Here is a 22,589-nt window from a genome sequence, read left to right on the forward strand (position 1 = left end):
GGACCTCGTCGCGAACGCATTTATTCAATCTCCACTTCCAGTTGGCTCAGGCCGCGTACTTCCCGCTCGAGGGGCAGCAGGGCGCGCCCGATGATGCGGCGCTGAAGCCGGTTGTCGCTGCTGGCTCCATCGCCGCCGACCAGGCTGGCCACGGAGGGCGGGATGCCTTCGATGCGGCTGCCGCGCAGGCCGGCGCCGGGCTGGGCCTGCACCAGGAGGGCATAGGCGTGGTTGTTCCGCAGAGCCCCGTTCAGGATCCGCACCACGTCGCCGAGGGAGGCGGTCTCGATCACCCGCTCGTCCGGGTCGGCGGCCGTGAGGCTGTAGCCATCGCCGACCATGAGGATGGCCTTCCCCTTGGTGGCCGAGGAAGGTACCTGGATGTTGAAGGTCGCAGTTTCGCGGACCCCCTGGATGTTCTGGAGGGTCACCAGCACGGGCAGGACCTCGCCCCGCTTGGCGCGGGCCTTGAGCAGGCGCACGCCTGCGATGGCGGTCAGGTCCAGGCGCTCCTCGGCCTTGATGGTGAGCGAAATCCCTTCGATGACGGGCTTCTCGAAGGGGTTCAGGCAGATCGCCTGCAGCATGGCCCCCACGTACTGGGCCATGCGGCCGGGATTCAGGTCCGCGATGACGTTCTCGATCACGATGGCCGGCTGGCCCACCAGCTTGATGTTGCCCTGCATGGAGAGGCTCTGCAGCCCGATGCCCCGGGTATGGGCGTCCAGGGTCTGGGCCACGGCGGTGGCGGCCAGGGCTGCGGTGGCCGTGGGGTGGTCCATGAGCTCGAAGCGGAAATTCAGCGTGCGCTTGCCGCCCAGGTTCAGGCCGATGCGCATGGGCACCATGCGGGCCTCGGCGCCCAGGATGCCCGCCACCCCCGAGCTGCGGTCCAGCCGCAAAGCTCCGATGGGCGCCACGGGCATGGCCAGCTTGAAGGAGTTCTGGTAGCTCGCCACCGTGGTGGACACCGTGGCCGACCACAGGGGCAGATCCACTGGGCCGAGGTTGAACAGCTGATGGCCGAACAGCAGGACCCGCTTGCCGGACACGTAGGTGATGGTGCCTGAGGCCGCCAGGTCCAGGTCCCCCTGCATGAGGGTGATGGCCACCATGCCCCCGGGCTCGATGGGGCTCGCGTCCTCCCGGCCACCGGAAAGCGTGGGCACCGCGGTGAAGGTGACGGGCCAGCCGGACCAGAGGCGCTGGGCCTCGGCACCCAGGGCGCTCCCCACCAGAGCCATGGGCAGGGCCTGGGGATCTCCCTCGCCGGTTAGGGTGTTGAAGTCCAGCATCTGCCCCAGCAGGGCGGCCTTGAGCACCTTGGGGGGCTCCAGCTTGGGCAGGATGAGGGGCGTCCGGCTGGGGGCGAGCTCGGGGATGTCCCGAAGCTGGTCCAGCATCTCGGCAATGGGCGTGATGCCACCGATGGGCTCCTTCTCGAAGGCGATGCCCGTGCTCAAGGCCCCGATGAGCTTGCCATCGATGTAGCAGGGGCTGCCGCTCATGCCGGCGAGGATCCCCGTCTCCGCCAGGGGGCCGCCGGAGGCCCGGACCATGATGCGGCTCCGCCCCGGGGCCGCATTCTTCTGCACGCCCAGGACTTCGAACTCGAAGCGGTCGATCTTCCCGCCCTGGAAGACGGTCCTGCCATAGCCCTTCATGCCGGCCCGGATCTCGCCGACCCCCATGGTGGCGGGGCCCTGGGCGAAAAGGGATGTCAAGGACAAGAACAAGACGGCAAGACTGGCCAGTTTCATGAGGATCTCAAGGAAAGAAAGAAGCCTAACAGACGGCCCCCCTCGGACCCTCCTGTGACCATCAGGTGTCCCAGGCGTCACATTCGTTCCATGACCCAAAGGTCCCCTTCTTTGGAATCCCCCGCCCCGCTACCCTCGGATCATGGAGGAACTTCCTATGCGTTCAAGGCACTTAAGCAGCTCATCCCTCGTCGCCCTGCTGGTGGCAGCGGCACCTCTCATGGCCCAGGGCGTATCCGTCCAGCTGGGTGGCCGAGTACTGGACACCCGGGGCGCTGCAGTGGCCGGTGCCACCGTGGTCATCCGCAATGGCGAGACCGGCCTCACCCGCACCCTGCAGACCAGCGACGAGGGCCGGTACCTGGCCACCTTGCTGCCCGTGGGCCCGTACACGGTGACCGTCACGAAGTTCGGCTACCAGACCGCCGCGAACATCAAGGTGAACCTGAACCTCGGCGATGCCGCCCCCCTGACCATCAAACTCGCCCCCGAGAGCGGTGCCGTGGTCGAAGTGGTCGCCGCGACCGCCCAGGTGGATTCGGAGCGCGCCAGCGCCGCCGCCATCGTCTCCCCCGACAACCTGACCAGCCTGCCCGTCTTGAACCGCTCCTTCACCAACCTCGCCACCCTGGCCCCCCAGGTCGTGGTGGACAGCAGCCGCGGCAACCTGGCCATCGCCGGCCAGCGCGGCGTGAACACCTCCGTCAACATCGACGGCGGCGACAACAACGAACCCTTCTTTGGCGGCGCCACTGGCGCGGCCGAGGGCAAGACCCCCTTCACCATTTCCATCGAAGCCATCCGCGAGTACCAGGTGATCACCGACGGCGCCAGCGCCGAGTTCGGCCGCATGGGCGGCGGCTACGTGAACGCCATCACCAAGAACGGCACCAACGACCTCAGCGGCAGCCTCTTCTACTATCAGCGTCCCCGCGGCTGGGTGGAGGCCGGTCCGACCCTGCGCCAGCCCAATGGCAGCACCACCACGAATCCCGTGGGCGCCTTCCAGCAGGAGCAGTTCGGCTTCAGCATCGGTGGCCCCATCGTCAAGGACAAGCTCTTCTACTTCGTGGCCTATGATGCCCAGCGGAAGAATTCCCCCATCAACCAAGTCTGGGGAGGAGGCTCCCCGGTCGTGTTCACGGCCGCAGACCTCGCAAACGTCAATGTGCAGACCCTGCTGACCAAGAGCGGCAATTACTCCGTGCCTGAGGACTCTGACACATACTTCATCCGCTTCGACTTCAACCCCACCGTTGACCACAATATCCAGTTCCGAGTGAACCACTCCAAATTCAAGGGAGTGACTGGGGCAGCTTCCAATGCCGCCTACGAAAACCTGGCTTCGGACGTCGTAAAAACAGACGCCTACGTCCTGCAGTGGAACTGGGTGATCAGTGGCAGCTGGATGAACGAATTCCGCGCCAGTCAGACCAAGGACGACATGCCCAGGTCGACCTTCTCCACCCTCCCGGAAGTCAGCATCACCAGCGTGGGCTACTACGGGGCCTATCCCTTCGACCGCACCTACAACACCAAGCGCACCCAGATCCAGGAGAACATCAGCTACGTCACGCCCACCTTCCAGTTGAAGGCCGGCATCGACCAGAACGCCATCGACGTGGCCGAGTTCTTCGCCGGCAACTGGCAGGGCGTCTACATGTTCACCTCACTGGCCAACTTCGAGGCCGGGAACTGGTCCACCTACCGCCAGAACTTCGGCCTCAGCGGCAATGTGAGAGACGCCGGACAGTTCGCCACCAACTACAAGCAGCAGGCCGCCTTTGTCCAGACCGACTGGCGCCTCAGCGACAGCTTCAAGCTGGGCCTCGGCGTCCGCTGGGACCGCCAGCAGAACCCCGGCTACCCGATCCTGGACATGAGCGATCCCCTCGCGGGCACGGCTGGCCATGCCGCCGCCATGCCCGTGACCGCGAAGATCCCCAACGACAGCCAGTTCTCGCCCAGGGCTTCCTTCACCTGGACGCCAGCCTTCGACCAGGGCAAGACCGTGGTGCGCGGCAGCGTAGGCCGCTACGTCAGCACCACCCCCGCCGTCTTCTTCTACCAGGTATTCGCCGCGAACGGCATCCGCACCGGACAGGTGGATTTCGTCGTCAAGCCGGCTTCCGGTGGCAACCCGGCCGTGGATGATTCCACGACCTACGGCATCCCGCGCGGCAGCGCCGCCACCAACACCGGTGGTGGAGCATTCAATGCGGCAAATCCCTACTGGATTTCCTCCCTCCCCGGAGGCGCCGCCCTGCCCAAGTTCAACATCTGGACCTTCAATCCCAACTTCAAGAATCCCTACACCGACCGCGCAAACCTGGGCGCCGAGCGGCCCTTCTTCCAGGACCTTGTGCTGGGTTTCTCGGCCACCTATGCCAAGAGCAACCAGCTGGAGCGCACCGCGGACCTGAACCTCGGTACGCCCACTCTGGGTGCCTACGGCCGCCTGATGTATCCCACCCGGCCCAACACCACCTACGGCACCATGGGCATGTACTATTCCGATGCCACCAGCCTGTACCACGCCTATACCGCCAGCCTGAAATACCACAAGGAGGGCAGCGCCTTCGACGCCCAGCTCTTCTACACCTACGCCATCAACAAGGACTCTGACTCCAACGAGCGCAACTACTCCGGCGTCTCGATCCAGGATGCCGGCCAGCTGGGCAAGCAGTGGGGCTACGCCGACACCGACCGCCGTCAGGTACTGACCGGCTACTTCAGCTTCCTGGACAAGGAGATTTCCGGAATTCTTGCCTCCCTGTCCATCCGTTACCAGACGGGGGCGCCTTATACCCTGCTCTACACCAAGGATGTCAACAACGACGGGAACACGAGCAACGACCGCTACTTCGCCAACGGCGTGGACTCGGGCCGCAACACCTACCGCGCCGGTTCCCAGCTCTACATGGACCTCGGCCTGCGCCGGGACTTCCAGGTCACCCGCAAGGTCAAGTTCACGGCCTCCATGGACATCTTCAACCTGCTGAACCGGCAGGACACCTACTTGTCCTACCGCCCCAACTCCGGCAGCACCGATGCGGCTCCGGTCCAGGACCAGACCCAGAACTGGACGGGGTACAGCGCCACCAACTGGCCCGCTCGCCAGATTCAAGTAGGTGGCCGCTTCGCTTTCTAGCACCCACCGTTCGACCAAACGGGCGGCGCTCCGGCGCCGCCCGTTTTTCTTTGGACCGGATGTCGGTGTTTTTTCCAAGCCCGCCCCCTCAAGTGGAGGGACCCCTTCGAGTGGCGGCAGATGCCCTTCGCGTCATCCGGAATTTGCATCTGGGTCGTGCCAATTTGACCTCCTTCGGACATAATTTCCACAATCCTGATTTGGATCCCCCCCCCGGTCCTGAATTCGCTGGCCACCCGGCCCTTCTTGGAGGTCTACATGCCATTCCGCCGCCTACCGACCGTCGCCCTGACGGCGTTCGCCCTTTCCGTCGTGGCCCACGCCCAGACCAGCCAGACCTCCGGCGCCCTTCGCGGCACCGTCAAGGACCGCGGCAGCAAGGCCATCAGCGGCGCCAGCGTCCGCGTCACCAACCTTGAGACCGGCGCGGGCCGCACGGTCCGTTCCGGCGCCACCGGCGACTACACCTTCCCCCTGCTGCCCAGCGGCACCTACGAGGTGCTCGTCTCCGCCCCCGGCTACAAGCCCGTCAAGGAGAATGTCCGCGTCACCCTCGGCAACTCGGTGACCCTGAGTCCCACGCTGGAGGCCTCCGAGGTCGGCGCCGTGGTGGAAGTGGTGGCCTCGGCCAGTTCGGTGGATGCCAAGCAGGTGAGCACGGTGACCACCCTCGATCAGGACCTGGTGGAGACGATCCCCCTGGTCACCCGCAACTTCACGGACGTGGCCAAGCTGGCCCCCGGCGTGACCGCCGGCTCCGGCAGCCCGGCCCGCCTGGTGGTGGAGGGCGGCCGCCAGATCTTCAACGCCATCCAGATCGACGGCGCCAGCAACAACTCCGCCTTCTTCAACGAGCAGCGCGGTGGCGTCTACACGCCCTTCATCTTCGGCGCCGACACCATCAAGGAACTGCAGGTCGTCACCAACGGCTTTGACGCCCAGTACGCCCAGGCCGGCGCCACCATCAATGCCATCACCAAGGGCGGCACCAATGAGGTGACCGGCAGCGCCCTCTACCAGATGCGCAAGACCGCCTGGACCGAGTCCTCCGACCGCCCGCCCTTCGGCGGCTCCCCCGCCTCCGCCCGCACCAACGATTCCGAGAACATCAACTTCAACATCGGCGGACCGCTGGTCAAGGACAAGCTCTTCTACTTCTTCGGCGTGGAGCGCTACACCAAGAAGATCACGGCGAATCCCATCGCCACCACGACGAGCGCTGCCGCCGGCATGGGCGCTGCCGACCTGACCGCCTTCCTGGCCTCGCCCCTGGGCGGGATCATCACCAACCGCTCGGGCTTCACCCTGGCCCAGGAATTCGGCAATCCCGGCGCCGGCATCCCGGCCCACCCCTACCCCATGTCCAACACCAACACGGTGTACTTCGGTCGCCTGGACTGGGTGGCCAGCCAGAACCACCGCTTCGTGCTCCGCGCCAACTTCCAGGACATGACGGACACGCTGCAGAACACCAGTGCCAATCCCAACAACGCCGAGAGCAACAACATTCCCACCCGGGTCCAGTCCATCAGCTGGGTGCTCGAGGCCAACAACATCTGGACGCCTGAGCTCTTCACCGAGAGCCGCCTGCAGCTGGCCCGGGAGGCCCGGCCCATGACCGGCAACGCCGCTGCCGGCGTCCCGGCCATCGCCATCCCGACCTCCGGCACCAACATGTCCTTCGGCACGAAGACCTCCACGCCGCGGGAGAGCAACGAGATCACCACCCAGTTCTTCAGCGCCACCACCTGGGCCCACGGGGATCTGCAGATCAAGGGCGGCGTGGACCTCCTCCGGGTCGACGAGGACAACCAGTTCTTCCAGAACAATGCCGGTTCCTGGCGCTTCGACACCTACGCCGGCGCCACCGCCTGGGCCACGGGCACCATCCCGCCCGCTCCCGCCGCGCCCGCCCCCAACCCCGGCGCCCCCGGCGGCATCACCTATGCCGGCGCCGTGAGCCCCTACAACGGCCGCATTCCCATGTGGACGCACACCAACGGCTTCTTCGGCCAGGCCCAGTACTCCGGCCTGTTCAACAAGCAGCTGACCCTCACCGCCGGGTTCCGCTACAACAAGCAGGAATTCTCGGACAATCCCCATCCGAACCCGAACCTCAAGGGCCTGGACCAGGGCTTCGGCGGCAGCACCACGGATCCCCGCTTCGCGTTCAGCTTCGACGTGGACGGCAAGGGGAAGACCGTGATCCGCGGCGGCTACGGTGTCTTCACCAGCCCCACGCCCCTGCTGCTGCACTCCAACACCATGACCGGCAACGGCCAGATCATCACCAATTACTCGTACACGCTGAACACCGCGAACGCCGGCAACCTCGCCCTCTTCAATTCGGGCCTGCTGAGCGCCGCCAACCTGCTCAGCGGCACCAGCCTCCGCAAGGCCACGGACGCCGAGCTGGCGGCCATCGCCACCAGCGGGCTCTTCACCGCCGGCGCCTCCCCCACCTCCCTCTGGGATCCCGCCAACAAGCTGTCCCAGTCCAAGAAGATGAACCTGGGCGCTGAGCGCGACCTGGGCAACAACCTCGTGGTGGGCATCAGCGGCACCTACGTGAAGTACGAGCACCTGCAGCGCTTCGAGAACATCAACCTGAACCAGGGCCAGGTCGCCGGCGCCGCCGTCAATGGCTTCGGTCCTTCCGCCCCCTACAACGACGGCTACGCCAGCACCGTGGATCTCTGGGGAGGCGCAGGCACTGTGCGGCCGAACCAGGCCACCATCGGCGGCCGGACAGTCGACTTCCGCGCCGGCGCCTTCGCTGCGGGCAACCCGGTCGGCGGCTTCAGCGATGTGTACCTGGTCAAGACTGATGGCTATGGCTTCTACCGCGGCGTCAGCCTGTCCGCGAAGAAGACCTGGAATGACCGCACGGGCCTGATCGCCAATGCCACCTGGTCCCGCAGCCAGGACACGGGCTCCTTCGAGCGCGGCACCTACACCTCCGCCAGCAGCGACTTCACCAGCGAGCTGGGCGCCTCGCTCACGCCCAACCCCCAGAGCCCCGCCTCCAACTTCGGCTACGGCGACAGCGACCGGCGCCTGGTGGCGAACATGGTCTTCTACTTCCCCGTCGGCGAGAACCTCGACGTGGCCATCCGCGGCCTCTACCAGTCAGGCCTGCCCTACACCGCCTACTACTCCAATGATCTGAATGGCGATGGGATGGCCAACCACATCCTGGCCGGTCATACCCGCAATGACCTGCGCCAGCCCAGCTACCAGCAGTTCGACGTTCGGGTGACCCGCGCCTTCAAGGTCACCAAGCGGTTCCACGTCGATGCCATCCTCGACATCTACAACGTCCTCAACAAGCCCGACTTCAACGTGACCAGCGCCAACTACAAGGCCGGGTCCCTGAACACGACCACGAACACCTTCACCCCGAATGCCTCCTTCGGGTACCTGACCGTGGTGGACAAGACCAAGTCCCGCGAAGTGCAGCTGGGCATCCGCCTCAAGTACTGACCGGATCCGCCGCATGAAGAGGCCCCCGCACCCCGGGGGCCTTTTTCATGCGGAAATTCGCTAGGCTGGTTGGATGCGGATACTGGCGTTGGGCGACGTGGTGGGGGAACCGGGGCGGCGGCTGGTGGAGGCCTTCGTGCCCGAGCTGCGCCGGGAGACCGGGGCCGACCTGGTGGTGGTGAACGGCGAGAACGCCGCCCATGGCCACGGCATCACCGAGGCCATCGCTCGGGAGTGGTTCGACCGTCTGGGCGTGGATGTCATCACCACGGGCAACCACGCCTTCGACGTGAAGGGCATCGAGGGCTATTTCCGCCAGGAGCCCCGCCTGCTCCGTCCGGCGAACCACCCCGCCGACACGGCCGGGAACGGCTGGGTGAAGCTGCACACACCATCAGGGGCTGAGGTGCTGGTCATCAACCTCATGGGCCGGGTGCACATGCCCCCCTGTGACTGCCCCTTCCGCTGCGTCGACGCCATTCTGCAGAAGGAGCGGGCCGACCTCGTGCTCGTGGACATGCACGCCGAGGCCACCAGCGAGGCCCAGGCCATGGGCTTCCACCTGGAGGGCCGGGCCGCCGCCGTGCTGGGGACCCACACCCATGTGGGCACCCTCGACGCCAAGGTCCTGCCCGGCGGCACCGCCTATGTCACCGACATCGGGATGACCGGCCCCTACGAGGGCGTCATCGGCATGAAGAAGGAGGCCAGCCTGGGCCGCTTCCTCAAGGTGGTCCGGCCGAAGTACGAGGTCGCCGAAGGGGACCTCCAGCTCCACGCCGTGCTGGTCACCACCGAGGGCAAGAAGGCCACGGGCATCGAACGGATATTGCGAAAGCTTTGAGGGTCAAGTAATTCAATTTCCAAAATTCTGTTTCTCTAAGGGGCCCACCCCTTCAGCGACTGAAGCGCCTCAACATCCTCATGTTCCTGCGGTAAGCCACGCCGCGGGTGAAGTTGATGGCCACCTGGCGGGGGAAGCGGGTGATGGAACTGGCCAGGGTGATGAAGGTGCGGACGGTCTGGGCGGGCCCCCTGCCCTGACGGCTGGCATTGTCGTAGTAGACCATCAGGGCCTGGCGCATGGTGGCGCGCGGCAGGTTGAAGAGGCCGTAGCTCTCGATGACGTCGTGGTTGATGCGACGGGTGCCGTCCTGCTCGGTGACGATGAGGTCCTCGGGTCGGATCTCTTGGCTCATGGCGACTCCCTGGGTCAAAAGTGTATCGGCCCCTTTCCGGCATTGCTCAAGCCATGCCAATCCGGGGGACTATTCCTCCAACTTGGGGAACACAACTCCCGCCAGGGCCGCGCCGACGAGCGGGGCCACCCAGAAGAGCCAGAGCTGGGACAGCGCCCAGCCCCCCACGAACAGGGCCGGGCCCGTGCTGCGGGCGGGATTCACCGAAGTATTGGTGACCGGGATGCTGATGAGGTGGATGAGGGTCAGGCAGAGGCCGATGGCAATGGGGGCGAAGCCCGGGGCGGCCTTCTTGGCCGTGCTGCCCAGAATCACCATGAGGAAGAAGAAGGTCATGACCACTTCGGTCAGGAAGGCGGCACCCAGGCCGTACTTGCCCGGGGAGTGGTCGCCGTAGCCGTTGCTGGCGAACCCGCCGATGGCGGACCCATTGCCCGTGGCGATGACGTAGAGGATGGCCGAGGCCGCCACGGCCCCCAACACCTGGGCGATCCAGTAGGGCACCAGGTCCTTGTAGGCGAAGCGTCCGCCCACCGCCAGCCCCAGGGTCACGGCGGGGTTCAGGTGGCAGCCGGAGATGGGCCCGATGGCATAGGCCATGGTCAGCACCGTGAGGCCGAAGGCCAGGCTGACCCCGTGGAGGCCGATGCCCACGCCGGGAAAAGCCGCCGCCAGCACGGCGCTGCCGCAGCCGCCGAGGACCAGCCAGAGCGTTCCGAAAAATTCCGCCGCAAGCCGCTTGTTCACACGTGCCTCCTGGGAAGAAAAAGCGCAAGAAAGGGTGAGTCGCGCTCAGTCTAACGGCGGCCTTCAGGCTTGCAAGAAAAAGCGGCTCAGCCGAGCCGGGCCCAGCCCTCGAGATACAGGTTGAACCCGGGATCGACGGCCGCCTTCTGCTGGACCAGGGCCCTGATCTGGGCCTCCTCGGCCTCCATCTGCTCCGGCGTCAGGTGGCCTGAGAGCGTCATGGCCCGCAGCCACACCAGGAAGGTGGTGAGGGCATCGAACTGGTTGTAGCGGACGATGCCCGTGATGTCCCCGGCCCGCCAGAGGTCGACGACGCTCTTGCCATCCGTCCCCAGCTTGCCCGGGATGCCGCAGGCCGTGGCCAGCTCGTGCAGGGTGGAGGAGGCCTTGCCCCAGGCCCCCGTGATCTCCCGCAGGTCGATGTGCTGGTTGCCGTAGCGGTCGAAGAAATCGCCGGCCGCCCACTTCTCGGCGCTGCGGCCGAGGCCGGGAATCGAGAGGCGATGGACCATGGCCCGCTGCACCAGGATGGGCAGGTCCGCATCCCGGGAGTTGAAGCCCACCAGCTGCGGCTTCTTGTCGCCCATGGCCACCAGGAAGCGGCGCAGCAGGTCGTCCTCCGGCAGCGCCTCGGAGCCCTCCGGCAGGGCATAGAGCCGGTGCGTGACCTCGCCATGCTTCACGGTGCGGATCACCGCCGCGATGGAGACCACCCGACACAGGATGGTCTTCAGGTAGGGCCGGGGCTCGGCCTCGGTGGCCCCACCGTAGGCCCACATGCGCTCGATGACGGCTTCATCCGTCAGGTCTCTGGGCAGGTCGAGCACCCGGCGGCCGGTGGCGGGATCGGGCACCCACTCGGCATCGAAGGCGAAGATCTGGTGGTGGGGGGGACGCAGCATGACGGACCTACCTTTCCAGGGCCCACTTGCCACCGCCGCCCAGGGCGCAGGCCAGGCCCGCCAGCAGGCGGAAGAGCCCGCCCAGGTTCGAGAGCAGGCCACTGCCGTGCAGCCAGCCATGCACCAGGGGCCAGCCCAGGATGGCAGCCAGGATCCCGCCCGCCAGGGGCACCCAGAGACCAAGGAGGATCATCCCGCCGCAGATCAGCTCGCCCAGGGCCAGGCCCCAGCCGGCGGCATGGCTGAAGGTGATGGCCCCGTGGGCCCCTCGCAGCACGGCGAAGGCCTGAACGGCGGCCAGGCCACCCACGGCCAGCCGCAGAAGCAGCAGCGCCCAGTCGATGCGGGTTTTAGAGCTCATAGCAAAACCCCACGGGGTCGCGCGAGGGTCGCCGGGCGAGCGAGGCGAGGAACGCGAGGAGACGCGTAGCGGGTACTACGCGCGACGAGCGTGACGCGGCATCGCGACGCCCGCCGGCCCTCGCCCGGAGGGATGAAGCCAGGCAGGCGCCCCGCGGCGTCAGGTCCCTTGAACAACGAACCACGTTGCCCTGCGGGCCCTTCCTTGCTGTGCATCCTGCCTGGCTTCATCGCGACCTCGTCGGGTTTTGTTATGAGCTCTACAGAAGCAGCCATGGTGTCCCCGGGAATCGTCCATTGTAGGCTGGGGACACCCCGCAGGAACCACCATGCTCCGAGTCCTCGCCTTCGACGCCGACGACACCCTCTGGCACAACGAGACGCACTACGCCGAATGTCAGGAGGCCTTCCGCGACCTGCTGCGGGCCTACCATGACGACGCCTGGATCGACGCCCGCCTGCACGACACGGAGATGCGGAATCTCCATCACTACGGCTATGGCATCAAGGGCTTCACCCTCTCCATGATCGAAACGGCCCTGGAGCTCACCGAGGAACGCCTGGACGGCGCCGGCATCCGGCGGGTGGTCGAGCTGGGCAAGGCCATGCTGTCAAAGCCCGTGGAGCCTCTGCCTGGCGTGGCCGAGGTGCTGCAGGAGCTGTCGACGTCCTTCGACCTCATGGTGATCACCAAGGGCGATCTGTTCGACCAGGAGACCAAGCTGGCCCGGTCCGGACTGGGGCCGCACTTCTCGAAGGTGGAGATCGTCTCGGAAAAGGACGAAGCCGCCTACGCCGCCATCCTCACCCGCCACGGCCTGGCCCCTGGGTCCTTCACCATGGTCGGCAATTCCGTAAGGTCGGACATCCTGCCGGTCCTGGCCCTGGGGGCCCGGGCCGTCCACATCCCCTACGCCCTGACCTGGGCCCATGAAGCGGTCGCCACCCCGCTGGAAGCCCCCTTCCCGGTGCTGGAATCCATCCGCGAGCTTCCGGCCCTGCTGGCTGGCTGGTGACCGATTTCTCAGGCCGCGGAGGCTATCCTTGGGGTTGGACCACCCCCACCAGCGCAGACCTGCCTGCAGCACCCTGCGTGCTCAGTCCATTCCCCTCGACCTACTCTGTTCGCACTCCCAGGAGATATCCCATGAGCATCCAGAACATCGGCGTCATCGGCGCGGGCCAGATGGGCAACGGCATCGCCCATGTCTTCGCCCAGGCGGGTTTCAGCGTGCTGATGCAGGACATCAGCGAGGCCTTCGCCGCCAAGGGCGTGGCCACCGTCGACAAGAACCTGCAGCGGGGCGTGGACAAGGGCAAGATGACCGCCGATGAAAAGGCCGCCGTGCTCGGCCGCATCCGCACCACCACCCGGCTCGAGGGTCTGGCCGCCTGCGACATCGTGATCGAGGCCGCCACGGAGAAGTGGGAGGTCAAGAAGCAGATCTTCGAGACCCTGGATGCGGTCTGCAAGCCCGGCGCCATCCTGGCGTCGAACACCAGCAGCATCTCCATCACCAAGCTGGCGGCGGTCACCAAGCGGCCCGAGGCCTTCATCGGCATGCACTTCATGAACCCAGTGCCGGTCATGCAGCTCATCGAGGTGATCCGCGGCCTGGCCACCGGTGATGGCACCTTCGAGGCGGTCATGGCGCTGTCGAAGCAGCTCGGCAAGACCCCCATCCACTGCAACGACTTCCCGGGCTTCGTCAGCAACCGCGTGCTGCTGCCCATGATCAACGAGGCGATCTACGCACTGTACGAGGGCGTGGCCAGTGTGGAGAGCATCGACGGGATCATGAAGCTGGGCATGAACCACCCCATGGGTCCGCTCACCCTGGCGGATTTCATCGGCCTGGACACCTGCCTCTTCATCCTCAACGTGCTGCACGAGGGCCTGGGCGATCCCAAGTACCGCCCCTGCCCCCTGCTGATCAAGTACGTGGACGCCGGATGGCTCGGCAAGAAGTCGGGCCGCGGATTCTACGACTACAGCGCAAAAGCCTGAGTCCAATCCATCTTCCCCAACGCCTCACCTTCAGGAGGTTCTGAATGGCCACCGCACGCGTCCGCGAAATCCTCTCCTGGTACGCTTCCGATACGCCGGGAGTGAAGGCCAACCTGGCCCGCCTCATGAACACGGGCAGGCTCGCCGGTACCGGCAAGTTCGTGATCCTGCCCGTGGACCAGGGGTTCGAACATGGCCCCGCCCGCAGCTTCGCCCCCAATCCCGCGGGCTACGATCCCCGCTACCACGTGGAACTGGCCATCGAGGCCGGCTGCAACGCCTACGCTGCGCCGCTGGGCTTCATCGAGCACGTGGCCTCGGACTACGCGGGGGACATCCCCCTCATCCTCAAGCTCAACAACAGCGATTGCCTCAGCAAGGGCATCGAACCCTGCAGCGCCATCACCGGCAGCGTGGAAGACGCCCTGCGCCTGGGCTGCGCCGCCATCGGCTACACCATCTATCCCGGCAGCGGCGCCCGCAACGAGCAGTACGAGGCCCTGCGCGAGCTGATCCTCGAGGCCAAGTCCGTGGGCCTGCCCAGCGTCGTCTGGTCCTATCCCCGGGGCGCGGGCCTCTCCAAGGACGGCGAGACCGCCGTGGACGCGGCCGGCTATGCCGCCCAGATCGCCGCCCAGCTGGGCGCCCACATCATCAAGGTGAAGCCGCCCAAGAAGCACCTGGAAGTGAAGGAGGCCGCCGCCACTTTCGAGAAGACGGGCATTCCCATCGACACGCTCTCGGACCGCGTGCGGGAAGTCGTGCGCAGCGCCTTCGGCGGCCGCCGCATCGTGATCTTCAGCGGCGGCGAGGCCAAGGGCACCGAGGAGGTGCTGAAAGAAGTGTCCGAACTGGCAGCGGGCGGGGCCTTTGGTTCCATCATGGGCCGCAACGCCTTCCAGCGGCCCAAGGCCGAGGCCATCCAGCTGCTGCATACGGTCATGGATATGTTCAAGAACGCGAAGTAGGGCGTTGCTCGTAACGCTGCTCGTTCCGAGATAGAAGAGCGGCGTGAAAGCGCCGCTCTTCTGTTTCGCATTCAGTTGTCTTTCTATCTCGGAATGCGAAGCATTCCGAGCCTGGCGAGCTACTTGGGCGGATGTTCCAGGAACGACAGCCCAGGGCATTTCTCTGCGGTCGTCCGTCGCTGCCAGTCGTTCTCGAAGAGGATGGCGGGGTTGCCCTCCACGTCCTCCACCAGCTCGCCCCAGAACTTGCTGGGCTCGGGCCAGCCTCCTTCGATCCAGCGGGCCATCTGGAAGCCGCGGGGCTCCAGCAGCACGGGGCAGGCGTACTCGTCCTTGAGGCGGTGCTGGAGCACCTCGAACTGCAGGCGGCCGATGGCGCCCAGGATGGGCAGCGGCGCGCCGCCCTTGGGCCAGAAGACCTGCACCACGCCTTCTTCCGCGATCTGGCCCAGCCCCTTCAGGAAGCCCTTGCGGGCGCCGGGATCCGCCAGCCGGACGGAGGCGAACTGCTCGGGCGAGAACCGGGGCACGGCATGGAACTCCACGGCCCCCTGCGAGCTGAGCACGTCGCCGATGCGGAAGAGGCCAGGGTTGATGAGGCCCAGGATGTCGCCGGGGTAGGCCTCGTCCACGATCTGCCGTTCGCGTCCGAAGAACATGTGGGGGTAGTTCAGCTTGATGGACTTCTTCTCGCGCACGTGGAGGGCGTCCATGCCCCGCTCGAAGCGCCCGGACACGATGCGGGCGAAGGCCACCCGGTCCCGGTGGGCCTTGTTCATGTTGGCCTGCACCTTGAACACGAAGGCCGTGAAAGGCTGCTCCGGCGCGATCTCGCCGCCCGCCATGAGGGGGCGGGCACCGGGCGCCGGGGCCAGGTCCAGGAACTCCTCCAGGAACTCGGCCACGCCGAAGTTGTTCACCGCCGAGCCGAAGAACATGGGCGACTGCTCGCCCCGGAGAAAGGCCTCGCGATCGAAGGCCGGCAGCACGTGGTCCATGAGGTCCACGTCGTCCTTGAGCTGCTGCAGTTCCGCAGGCGTCAGCAGGGCCGCGATCTCCGGATCGTCCAACCCGCCCTGCCCGGCCACCCGGGCCTTGCGTCCGGCCTTGGCCCGCTCGAAGACCTGGATCTGCCCCGTGGCGCGCACGTAGACGCCCTTGAAGTCGGTGCCCGAGCCGATGGGCCAGGTCATGGGCACGGCGTGGAGGCCGAAGAGCTCCTCCACCTCGTCGATGAGCTCCACCGGCTCACGGCCCGGGCGGTCCAGCTTGTTCACGAAGGTGAAGATGGGCAGCCGGCGCTCCCGGGCCACGCGGAACAGCTTCTTGGTCTGCTCTTCCACGCCCTTGGCGCAGTCCAGCAGCATCACCACGGCATCGGCGGCCGTGAGGGCGCGGTAGGTGTCCTCGCTGAAGTCCTGGTGGCCCGGCGTGTCCAGCAGGTTGATGGCCTTGCCCAGGTACTCGAACTGCATGGCCGCCGAAGTGACGCTGATGCCGCGCTCCTGCTCGATGCTCATCCAGTCGGAATGGGCCGCGGCCCCGCCCTCCCGGGCCTTGACGGAGCCCGCCCGGTCGATGGCGCCCCCGTAGAGCAGCAGCTTCTCCGTCAGCGTGGTCTTGCCGGCATCGGGGTGGCTGATGATGGCGAAGGTTCGCCGCCGCTGAATTTCTTCGCTGAGGGTCATGGGGTTCCGGACATAGAAAGGCGCGGACTAACGCCGCGCCTGTCCATTGTCCCGTGTTGGGCGCCCAGACTCAACCCCGCGCCGCCATCCGCCGCTGGACCTCGGCTTCATCCACATCCTCGATGTGGGTGGCGATCCACCAGTTGTTGCCCCATGGATCCTGCACCCCGGCATTGCGGTCGCCATAGAACTGGTCGGAGGGCTCCATCAGGGAGGCTCCGCCCGCCGCCAGGGCGGCCTGATAGACGGCATCGGTGTCCGGCACATAGAGGTAGAAGCCGGTCGGCATGGGGTTCCAGGGTTCTCGGGCCTGCGCCACCATCACCATCGAATCGCCGATGCGCACTTCCGCGTTGGCGATGGCCCCGTCAGGGCGAAGGGCGCGGCTCAGCACTTCCGCCTGGAAGGCCTTCTGGAGGAAGGCCAGCAGGCCCTCCCCGTCGGCCACGACCAGGTAGGGCGTGACCCTGTGATATCCCCTGGGGATAGGCTCAACCATGATGTCCTCCTTGCTCGCTCCAAAAGGGCGCGAATGCGCCCTGTTGGAGCTGGGAACAACTACTTGGTAATCCCCACCTGCTGAAGCATCCAGGCCGTCTCGAAGGCCTTGTCCTTCAGCGCGTCATAGCGACCCGAGGCCCCTCCGTGGCCCGCGGGCTCCATCTTGATCTTCAGCAGCAGGGGGTTGTTGTCGGTCTTGAGGGTGCGAAGCTTGGCCACGTATTTGGCGGGTTCCCAGTACATCACCTGGCTGTCGTTGAAGCTGGTGGTGATGAGGATGGCCGGGTAGGCCTTCCTGGCGAGGTTGTCGTAGGGGCTGTAGGCCCGCATGTAATCGAAGGCCGCCTTCTCGTTGGGGTTGCCCCACTCGAGGTACTCGCCGACGGTCAGGGGCAGGCTGGCATCCATCATGGTGTTCATCACGTCCACGAAGGGCACGGCGCTGTGCACGGCCTTGAAGAGATCGGGGCGCAGGTTGGTGACGGCACCCATGAGCAGGCCACCGGCGCTGCCGCCCTCAATGACGAGCCGGTCCTTGCTGGTCCACCTCTCCTTCACCAGGAAGTCGGCGGAGTCGATGAAGTCGGTGAAGGTGTTCATCTTCTTCATGAGCATGCCGTCGTCGTGCCAGGCTTCGCCCATCTCGTTGCCGCCGCGGATGTGGGCCAGGACGTAGACCATGCCCCGGTCCAGCAGGCTCAGGCGGGTGCTGGAGAAGGTGGCGGACATGCCGGCCCCGTAGGAGCCGTAGGCGTAGAGGAACAGGGGGGCGGAGCCATCCCGCTTCACGCCCTTCTTGTAGACCACGGAGAGGGGCACTTTGGCACCATCGCGGGCCGTGGCCCAAAGCCGTTCCGTCGTGTACTGGTTCTTGTCATAGCCGCCCAGGACCTCCATCTGCTTGAGCAGGGTCTGCTTCCCGCTGGCCATGTCGCAGTCGTAGACGCTGGCGGGGGTGACCATGGACTGGTAGCTGAAGCGGAAGGAAGGAGATGTGTACTCCGGCGTCCCGCCCGGGAAGGCCGCGTACACACTCTCGGGGAAGGTGACGTCCCGCCAGGTCTTGAGCTTCACGTCGAAGATGCGGAACCGGTCCAGCCCCTGGTTCTTCTCGCTCACCACGAGGAAATCCCTGAAGGGCTCCAGGCCCTCCAGCAACACGTCGGCGCGGTGGGGCAGGACCTCCTTCCAGTGCTTGGGATCAGGGGTGGCCACGGGTGCCGTCACCAGGCGGAAGTTCTTGGCGCCCTTGTTGGTGCGGATGTAGAACAGGCCTTCCCGGTGTTCCAGATCGTACTTGTGGCCCTTCTCCCGGGGCAGAAGCACCTTGAAGGCGCCCTTGGGGTCCGTGGCCGGCAGGTAGCGAGTCTCCCAGGTATCCGTGGACTGGCTTTCCACCACCAGGAACTTGTGGTCCTTGCTCCGCCCGACGCCAATGCGGTAGAGCTCGTCCTTCTCCTCGAACACGAGCACGGGCTTGCCCGCCATCAGGTCCAGGCGCCAGAGCTGGTCCGAGCGCTTGGTGACCGCATCCTCAGTCACGAAGAAGACGTGCTGGGCATCGCCGGCCCAGGTGAACGAGGTTACCCGCTCGGCCAGGGGCACGCTGACCTTCCCGGTGGCAAGGTCCTTCGTGAACAGGGTGTACTGGCGGAATCCGGTGGCATCCGTGCTGTAGAGAAGGGTGCGGTCGTCGTCACTGACGGTCATGCCGCCCAGGCTCAGGAACTTCAGCCCCTTGGCCAGCTCGTTCTGATCCAGCAGGACCTCCTCCGGGGCCTTCTCGTCGTAGACACCCCCCTGGGCCGCCTTTCGCCGGCACTGGATGGGGTATTGCTTCCCCTCCTCGGTGCGGGAGTAGTAGTAGAAGGCCCCACGGCGGACGGGGACGCTCAGGTCCGTCTGCTTGATGCGGCCCAGCATCTCCTTGTAGAGGGCCTCCGAAAAAGGCTTCAGCCCCGCGGTCACGGCCTCAGTGTAGGTGTTCTCCGCATTCAGGTAGCTCACGACGTCGGGGTTCGTCTTCTCCCGCAGCCAGAACCAGGGGTCATTCACCTTCTCGCCGTGCCAGACAGATACATGCTCGACCTGCTTGGCCGTGGGTGGAACGGGGCCCTGGGCCAGCATGGTCATGGAGGCACTCACGAGGGCCGCCAGGCCCGCGAGGCGGAGGGGATGGGAGGGCATGGCAGGCTCCTGTAGAACACGGTGTCCACCGTACCACGAAAAAACAGGCCCCTCGGTTGAGGGGCCTGGCTGTTAATTGTTTGTCAGGTTCGCGAAAGCCTACTTCTCCTCGAGCGTGGGGATGCGCATTCCGTAGAAGGAGCGCCACACGAAGACGGTGGAGATCAGGAAGAAAACCAGCGACCAGGCATGGGCCACGGCCGGGTTCAGCTCGATGGCCAGCTCCACGGCGAGCAGGCCGAAGAGGGTCGTGAACTTGATGACCGGGTTCAGGGCCACCGAGGAGGTGTCCTTGAAAGGGTCGCCCACGGTGTCGCCCACGACGCAGGCGTCGTGGAGGGCCGTGCCCTTGGCCTTCAGCTCGGTCTCGACGAGCTTCTTCGCGTTGTCCCAGGCGCCACCGGCATTGGCCATGAAGATGGCCTGGTAGAGGCCGAAGACGGCGATGGAGATCAGGTAGCCGATGAAGAAGAAGTGGTTCAGGCAGGCGAAGGCCAGCGTGGAGAAGAACACGGCCAGGAAGATGTTGAACATGCCCTTCTGGGCGTACTGGGTGCAGATCTCCACGACCTTCTTGGAGTCTTCCACGGAGGCCTTGGTGGCGCCCGAATCCAGGTTGATGTTCTGCTTGATGAACTCCACCGCGCGGTAGGCGCCCGTGGCCACGGCCTGGCAGGCCGCGCCGGAGAACCAGAAGATGATGGCGCCGCCGGTGATGATGCCGAGCAGGAAGAGGGGGTTGATGATGGACAGCCCCTCGACCACCTTGGGCACGCCGAACTTGCCGTTCAGCAGCTGGATGATGGAGAAGATCAGGGTGGTGGCGCCCACGACCGCCGTGCCGATGAGCACGGGCTTGGCGGTGGCCTTGAAGGTGTTGCCCGCGCCGTCGTTCTCTTCGAGGTACATCTTGCCGTTCTCGAAGTCGGGCTTGAAGCCGAAGTCCTTCTGGATCTCGGCCTCGATGCCGGGGATGGCTTCGATGGTGGAGAGCTCGTAGACGGACTGGGCGTTGTCGGTCACGGGGCCGTAGGAGTCCACGGCGATGGTGACGGGTCCCATGCCCAGGAAGCCGAAGGCCACCAGACCAAAGGAGAAGATGGCCGGGGCGGCCATGAAGTCACCCAGGCCGAAGGTGGAGACGTAGTAGGCCGCGCCCATGAGGGCGACGATGGTGAGACCCATCCAGTAGGCGGAGAAATAGCCCGCCACCAGACCGGAGATGATGTTGAGGGAGGCGCCGCCCTCCTTGGAGGCCGTGACGACCTCACGGACATGACCTGAGTTCGTGGAGGTGAAGGACTTCACCAGCTCGGGGATCAGGGCGCCGGCCAGGGTGCCGCAGGTGATGATGGTCGAGAGCTTGCACCAGAGGTGGCCGGGCAGGTTGCCGATGAGGAGGTAGGACAGGACGTAGGTGATGACGATCGAGAGGATCGAGGTCAGCCAGACCAGCGTGGTCAGGGGGGTCTCGAAATCGAACTTGCCCAGGGAGCCGAACTTGGCCTTGGACCAGATGCCGTTGATCCAGTAGGAAGCGGCGGAAGTCACGACCATGCCCACGCGCATGACGAAGATCCACACCAGCAGGGCCACCTGGATGTCCTGGTACTTGGGTCCGGCCGTCAGGGGATTGACTGCCAGCAGGATGAAGGTGATCAGGGCCACGCCCGTCACGCCGTAGGTTTCGAAACCGTCCGCCGTGGGGCCGACGGAATCGCCCGCGTTGTCGCCCACGCAGTCGGCGATGACGCCGGGGTTGCGGGCATCGTCTTCCTTGATCTTGAAGACGATCTTCATGAGGTCGGAGCCGATGTCGGCGATCTTGGTGAAGATGCCGCCCGCGATGCGGAGGGCCGCGGCACCCAGGGACTCGCCGATGGCGAAGCCGATGAAGCACGGACCAGCGGCATCACCGGGGATGAAGAGCAGGATCCCGAGCATGAGTAGCAGTTCGACGGAGATGAGCAGCATGCCGATGGACATGCCCGCCTTGAGGGGGATCTCCATGGTCGGGTAGGGCTTGCCGCCCAGGGACGCGAAGGCCGTGCGGGAGTTGGCGAAGGTGTTGATGCGGATGCCGAACCAAGCCACGGCCACGGAGCCCAGGATGCCGACGATCGAGAAGAGCAGGACCACGATCACCTGGCCCCAGCCCATGGGGGTGTGGGAGAGGTATTTGAAGTAGGCGATCATGATGACCGCGATGAAGGCCCAGAGGACCGAGATGAACTTGATCTGCGTGACCAGGTAGGTCTTGCAGGTCTCGTAGATCAGCTCGGAGATCTCCAGCATGGACTTGTGCACGGGCAGGTCCCGGATCTGGGCGTACTGCACGAGGCCGAAGCCGATGCCGAGCAGGCAGATGAAGAGCCCGATCAGCAGCAGGTTATGGCCGGTCATGCCCAGGAAGCTCCCCTGCAGGGCCGGGATCTTCAGGTCGGCCTCGCCGGCCAGGGCCGGACTGGTGCAAAGAAGGGCGAGGGCGGCTGTCATGCCCAGCCTAAAGGCTCGGGTTGACGCCAGGGCGCCAAGCAGGCGTTTCATCGTCTCCATGGTTTTCCTCCAGTTTGGATGCGGGGATGGGGGACTAGGGGTGCGGAAGAAGCAGTAGTCCGGAGTGTCGAGGTGGTCTGCGTTGATGCAACACGAGCCCCCAACCCGGGGGGCGAACCACCAAAGATCATGTTTGGATCGTGGGCAACTCTAGCGTGGAACAGCCCTCCACCGCAAGACCGGCGCCTTTCCGCGGGCCGGATTCCAGCGCACTGCGGGGCCGGGGCGCAGTGTGACCTAGGTCCACGCCTGGGGGCTTGGGATTCCGGGCCCCAGGGAAGATAATCGGGTCCCATATGACCCCGTTCCTCGAAGCCGGTCCCCTGCCCACCTCGGGATCCCTGTTCCATCACCACGCCTTCTTCAAGGAGTCCCCCTATGTCCGTCGCTGAACAGAGCATCGCGGGCGCGGAAGCACGCGGCCACGGCTTCCTGGCGTCCTCGGTCGGCCGCAAGGTCATCATGGCCGCCACCGGCATCGTCCTCTTCGGGTTCGTCACCGTCCACATGATCGGGAACACCCAGGCCTACATGGGCGCCGAGCACTTCAACGCCTACGCCACCTTCCTGCACAGCATGCTGCATGGCGGCGGGATCTGGATCTTCCGCGCCGTGCTGCTGGCCGCCACCGGCCTCCACATCTGGGCCGCCGTGACGCTGACCCTGGACAACCAGGCCGCCCGCCCCGTGGGCTACCGCGCCCAGCAGAGCGTCGCCTCCACCTGGTCCTCCCGCACCATGCGCTGGAGCGGGTTCATTCTCGCGGCCTTCATCGTCTATCACCTGCTGCACCTGACCACCGGCCAGGCGCACCCCAACTTCGACCACGCGAACCCCTACGCCAACTTCGTGAACGGCTTCAAGGTCCCCGCCGCCGCCGGATTCTACATCGTGGCCCAGCTCTGCCTCGGCCTGCACATGTGGCACGGCGTCTGGAGCGTCACCCAGTCCCTGGGCCTGTCCCATCCCCGCTACGACAGCCTGCGGCGCAACTTCGCCACGGGACTGACCCTCCTGGTGGTGGGCGTGAACATCTCCTACCCCATCGCCGTCCTCACCGGCTTCATCCACTGATCCGA

The 22,589-nt window shown here is 65.8% G+C and carries 16 protein-coding genes; 7 read left to right on the top strand and 9 right to left on the bottom strand.

Annotation, left to right across the window (positions count from 1 at the left end):
• Nucleotides 1–20: 20 nt before the first annotated feature.
• A complete protein-coding gene (locus QOZ81_RS09270; protein ID WP_291198608.1) occupies nucleotides 21–1,724 on the bottom strand; it encodes a SpoIVB peptidase S55 domain-containing protein in 1,704 nt (567 codons plus the stop codon).
• A 193-nt stretch (nucleotides 1,725–1,917) separates the two neighbouring features.
• On the opposite strand from QOZ81_RS09270, the gene QOZ81_RS09275 reads away from it, so the two are divergent.
• The 3 genes from QOZ81_RS09275 to QOZ81_RS09285 all read left to right on the top strand — a co-directional run bounded on the left by QOZ81_RS09275 (nucleotide 1,918) and on the right by QOZ81_RS09285 (nucleotide 9,238).
• Nucleotides 1,918–4,911 carry a TonB-dependent receptor gene (locus QOZ81_RS09275; RefSeq protein ID WP_291198605.1) on the top strand — a complete coding sequence of 998 codons (2,994 nt, stop codon included), beginning with the start codon at nucleotides 1,918–1,920 and terminating at the stop codon, nucleotides 4,909–4,911.
• A gap of 258 nt (nucleotides 4,912–5,169) precedes the next feature.
• A complete protein-coding gene (locus QOZ81_RS09280) occupies nucleotides 5,170–8,394 on the top strand; it encodes a TonB-dependent receptor (RefSeq protein ID WP_291198602.1) in 3,225 nt (1,074 codons plus the stop codon).
• Between the two features lie 73 nt (nucleotides 8,395–8,467).
• Nucleotides 8,468–9,238, top strand: a complete 771-nt coding sequence (locus QOZ81_RS09285; RefSeq protein ID WP_291198599.1) for a TIGR00282 family metallophosphoesterase — start codon at nucleotides 8,468–8,470, stop codon at nucleotides 9,236–9,238.
• Between the two features lie 52 nt (nucleotides 9,239–9,290).
• Here the strand turns inward: QOZ81_RS09285 and QOZ81_RS09290 are convergent, their stop codons facing one another.
• The 4 genes from QOZ81_RS09290 to QOZ81_RS09305 all read right to left on the bottom strand — a co-directional run bounded on the left by QOZ81_RS09290 (nucleotide 9,291) and on the right by QOZ81_RS09305 (nucleotide 11,603).
• Nucleotides 9,291–9,593 carry a hypothetical protein gene (locus QOZ81_RS09290; RefSeq protein WP_291198596.1) on the bottom strand — a complete coding sequence of 101 codons (303 nt, stop codon included), beginning with the start codon at nucleotides 9,591–9,593 and terminating at the stop codon, nucleotides 9,291–9,293.
• A gap of 69 nt (nucleotides 9,594–9,662) precedes the next feature.
• On the bottom strand, nucleotides 9,663–10,340 hold the full coding sequence (aqpZ, locus tag QOZ81_RS09295; RefSeq protein WP_291198593.1) for an aquaporin Z: 678 nt from the start codon (nucleotides 10,338–10,340) through the stop codon (nucleotides 9,663–9,665).
• Nucleotides 10,341–10,426: 86 nt separating this feature from the next.
• The gene (locus QOZ81_RS09300) at nucleotides 10,427–11,242 is read right to left on the bottom strand and encodes a hypothetical protein (protein ID WP_291198590.1); all 816 of its coding nucleotides are present in this window, start codon (nucleotides 11,240–11,242) and stop codon (nucleotides 10,427–10,429) included.
• A 7-nt stretch (nucleotides 11,243–11,249) separates the two neighbouring features.
• Entirely contained in the window at nucleotides 11,250–11,603 is a 354-nt protein-coding gene (locus QOZ81_RS09305; RefSeq protein ID WP_291198587.1) for a hypothetical protein, read from the bottom strand.
• A gap of 328 nt (nucleotides 11,604–11,931) precedes the next feature.
• Here QOZ81_RS09305 and QOZ81_RS09310 point away from each other — a divergent pair, with 328 nt between their 5' ends.
• From QOZ81_RS09310 to QOZ81_RS09320, 3 genes are all read left to right on the top strand, one after another.
• On the top strand, nucleotides 11,932–12,618 hold the full coding sequence (locus QOZ81_RS09310) for an HAD family hydrolase (protein ID WP_291198584.1): 687 nt from the start codon (nucleotides 11,932–11,934) through the stop codon (nucleotides 12,616–12,618).
• 131 nt (nucleotides 12,619–12,749) lie between these two features.
• Nucleotides 12,750–13,610, top strand: a complete 861-nt coding sequence (locus QOZ81_RS09315) for a 3-hydroxybutyryl-CoA dehydrogenase (protein WP_291198581.1) — start codon at nucleotides 12,750–12,752, stop codon at nucleotides 13,608–13,610.
• A 44-nt stretch (nucleotides 13,611–13,654) separates the two neighbouring features.
• Nucleotides 13,655–14,578 (top strand): class I fructose-bisphosphate aldolase, encoded by a 924-nt coding sequence (locus tag QOZ81_RS09320; RefSeq protein ID WP_291198578.1) that lies wholly within the window; start codon nucleotides 13,655–13,657, stop codon nucleotides 14,576–14,578.
• Between the two features lie 119 nt (nucleotides 14,579–14,697).
• Here the strand turns inward: QOZ81_RS09320 and QOZ81_RS09325 are convergent, their stop codons facing one another.
• The 4 genes from QOZ81_RS09325 to QOZ81_RS09340 all read right to left on the bottom strand — a co-directional run bounded on the left by QOZ81_RS09325 (nucleotide 14,698) and on the right by QOZ81_RS09340 (nucleotide 21,501).
• Entirely contained in the window at nucleotides 14,698–16,266 is a 1,569-nt protein-coding gene (locus tag QOZ81_RS09325; protein WP_291198575.1) for a peptide chain release factor 3, read from the bottom strand.
• Between the two features lie 70 nt (nucleotides 16,267–16,336).
• The gene (locus tag QOZ81_RS09330; protein WP_291198572.1) at nucleotides 16,337–16,765 is read right to left on the bottom strand and encodes a VOC family protein; all 429 of its coding nucleotides are present in this window, start codon (nucleotides 16,763–16,765) and stop codon (nucleotides 16,337–16,339) included.
• 59 nt (nucleotides 16,766–16,824) lie between these two features.
• Nucleotides 16,825–18,954, bottom strand: coding sequence for a S9 family peptidase (locus QOZ81_RS09335; RefSeq protein ID WP_291198569.1), 2,130 nt, complete (start codon nucleotides 18,952–18,954; stop codon nucleotides 16,825–16,827).
• A gap of 99 nt (nucleotides 18,955–19,053) precedes the next feature.
• Nucleotides 19,054–21,501: a sodium-translocating pyrophosphatase gene (locus QOZ81_RS09340; RefSeq protein WP_441316729.1), complete on the bottom strand. Its 2,448-nt coding sequence runs from the start codon at nucleotides 21,499–21,501 to the stop codon at nucleotides 19,054–19,056.
• A 387-nt stretch (nucleotides 21,502–21,888) separates the two neighbouring features.
• Between QOZ81_RS09340 and QOZ81_RS09345 the strand changes: the two genes are divergently transcribed.
• On the top strand, nucleotides 21,889–22,584 hold the full coding sequence (locus QOZ81_RS09345) for a succinate dehydrogenase cytochrome b subunit (RefSeq protein WP_291198563.1): 696 nt from the start codon (nucleotides 21,889–21,891) through the stop codon (nucleotides 22,582–22,584).
• The last annotated feature ends 5 nt before the right edge of the window (nucleotides 22,585–22,589 follow it).

Source organism: Geothrix sp. (assembly GCF_030219325.1).
Taxonomy (GTDB): domain Bacteria; phylum Acidobacteriota; class Holophagae; order Holophagales; family Holophagaceae; genus Geothrix.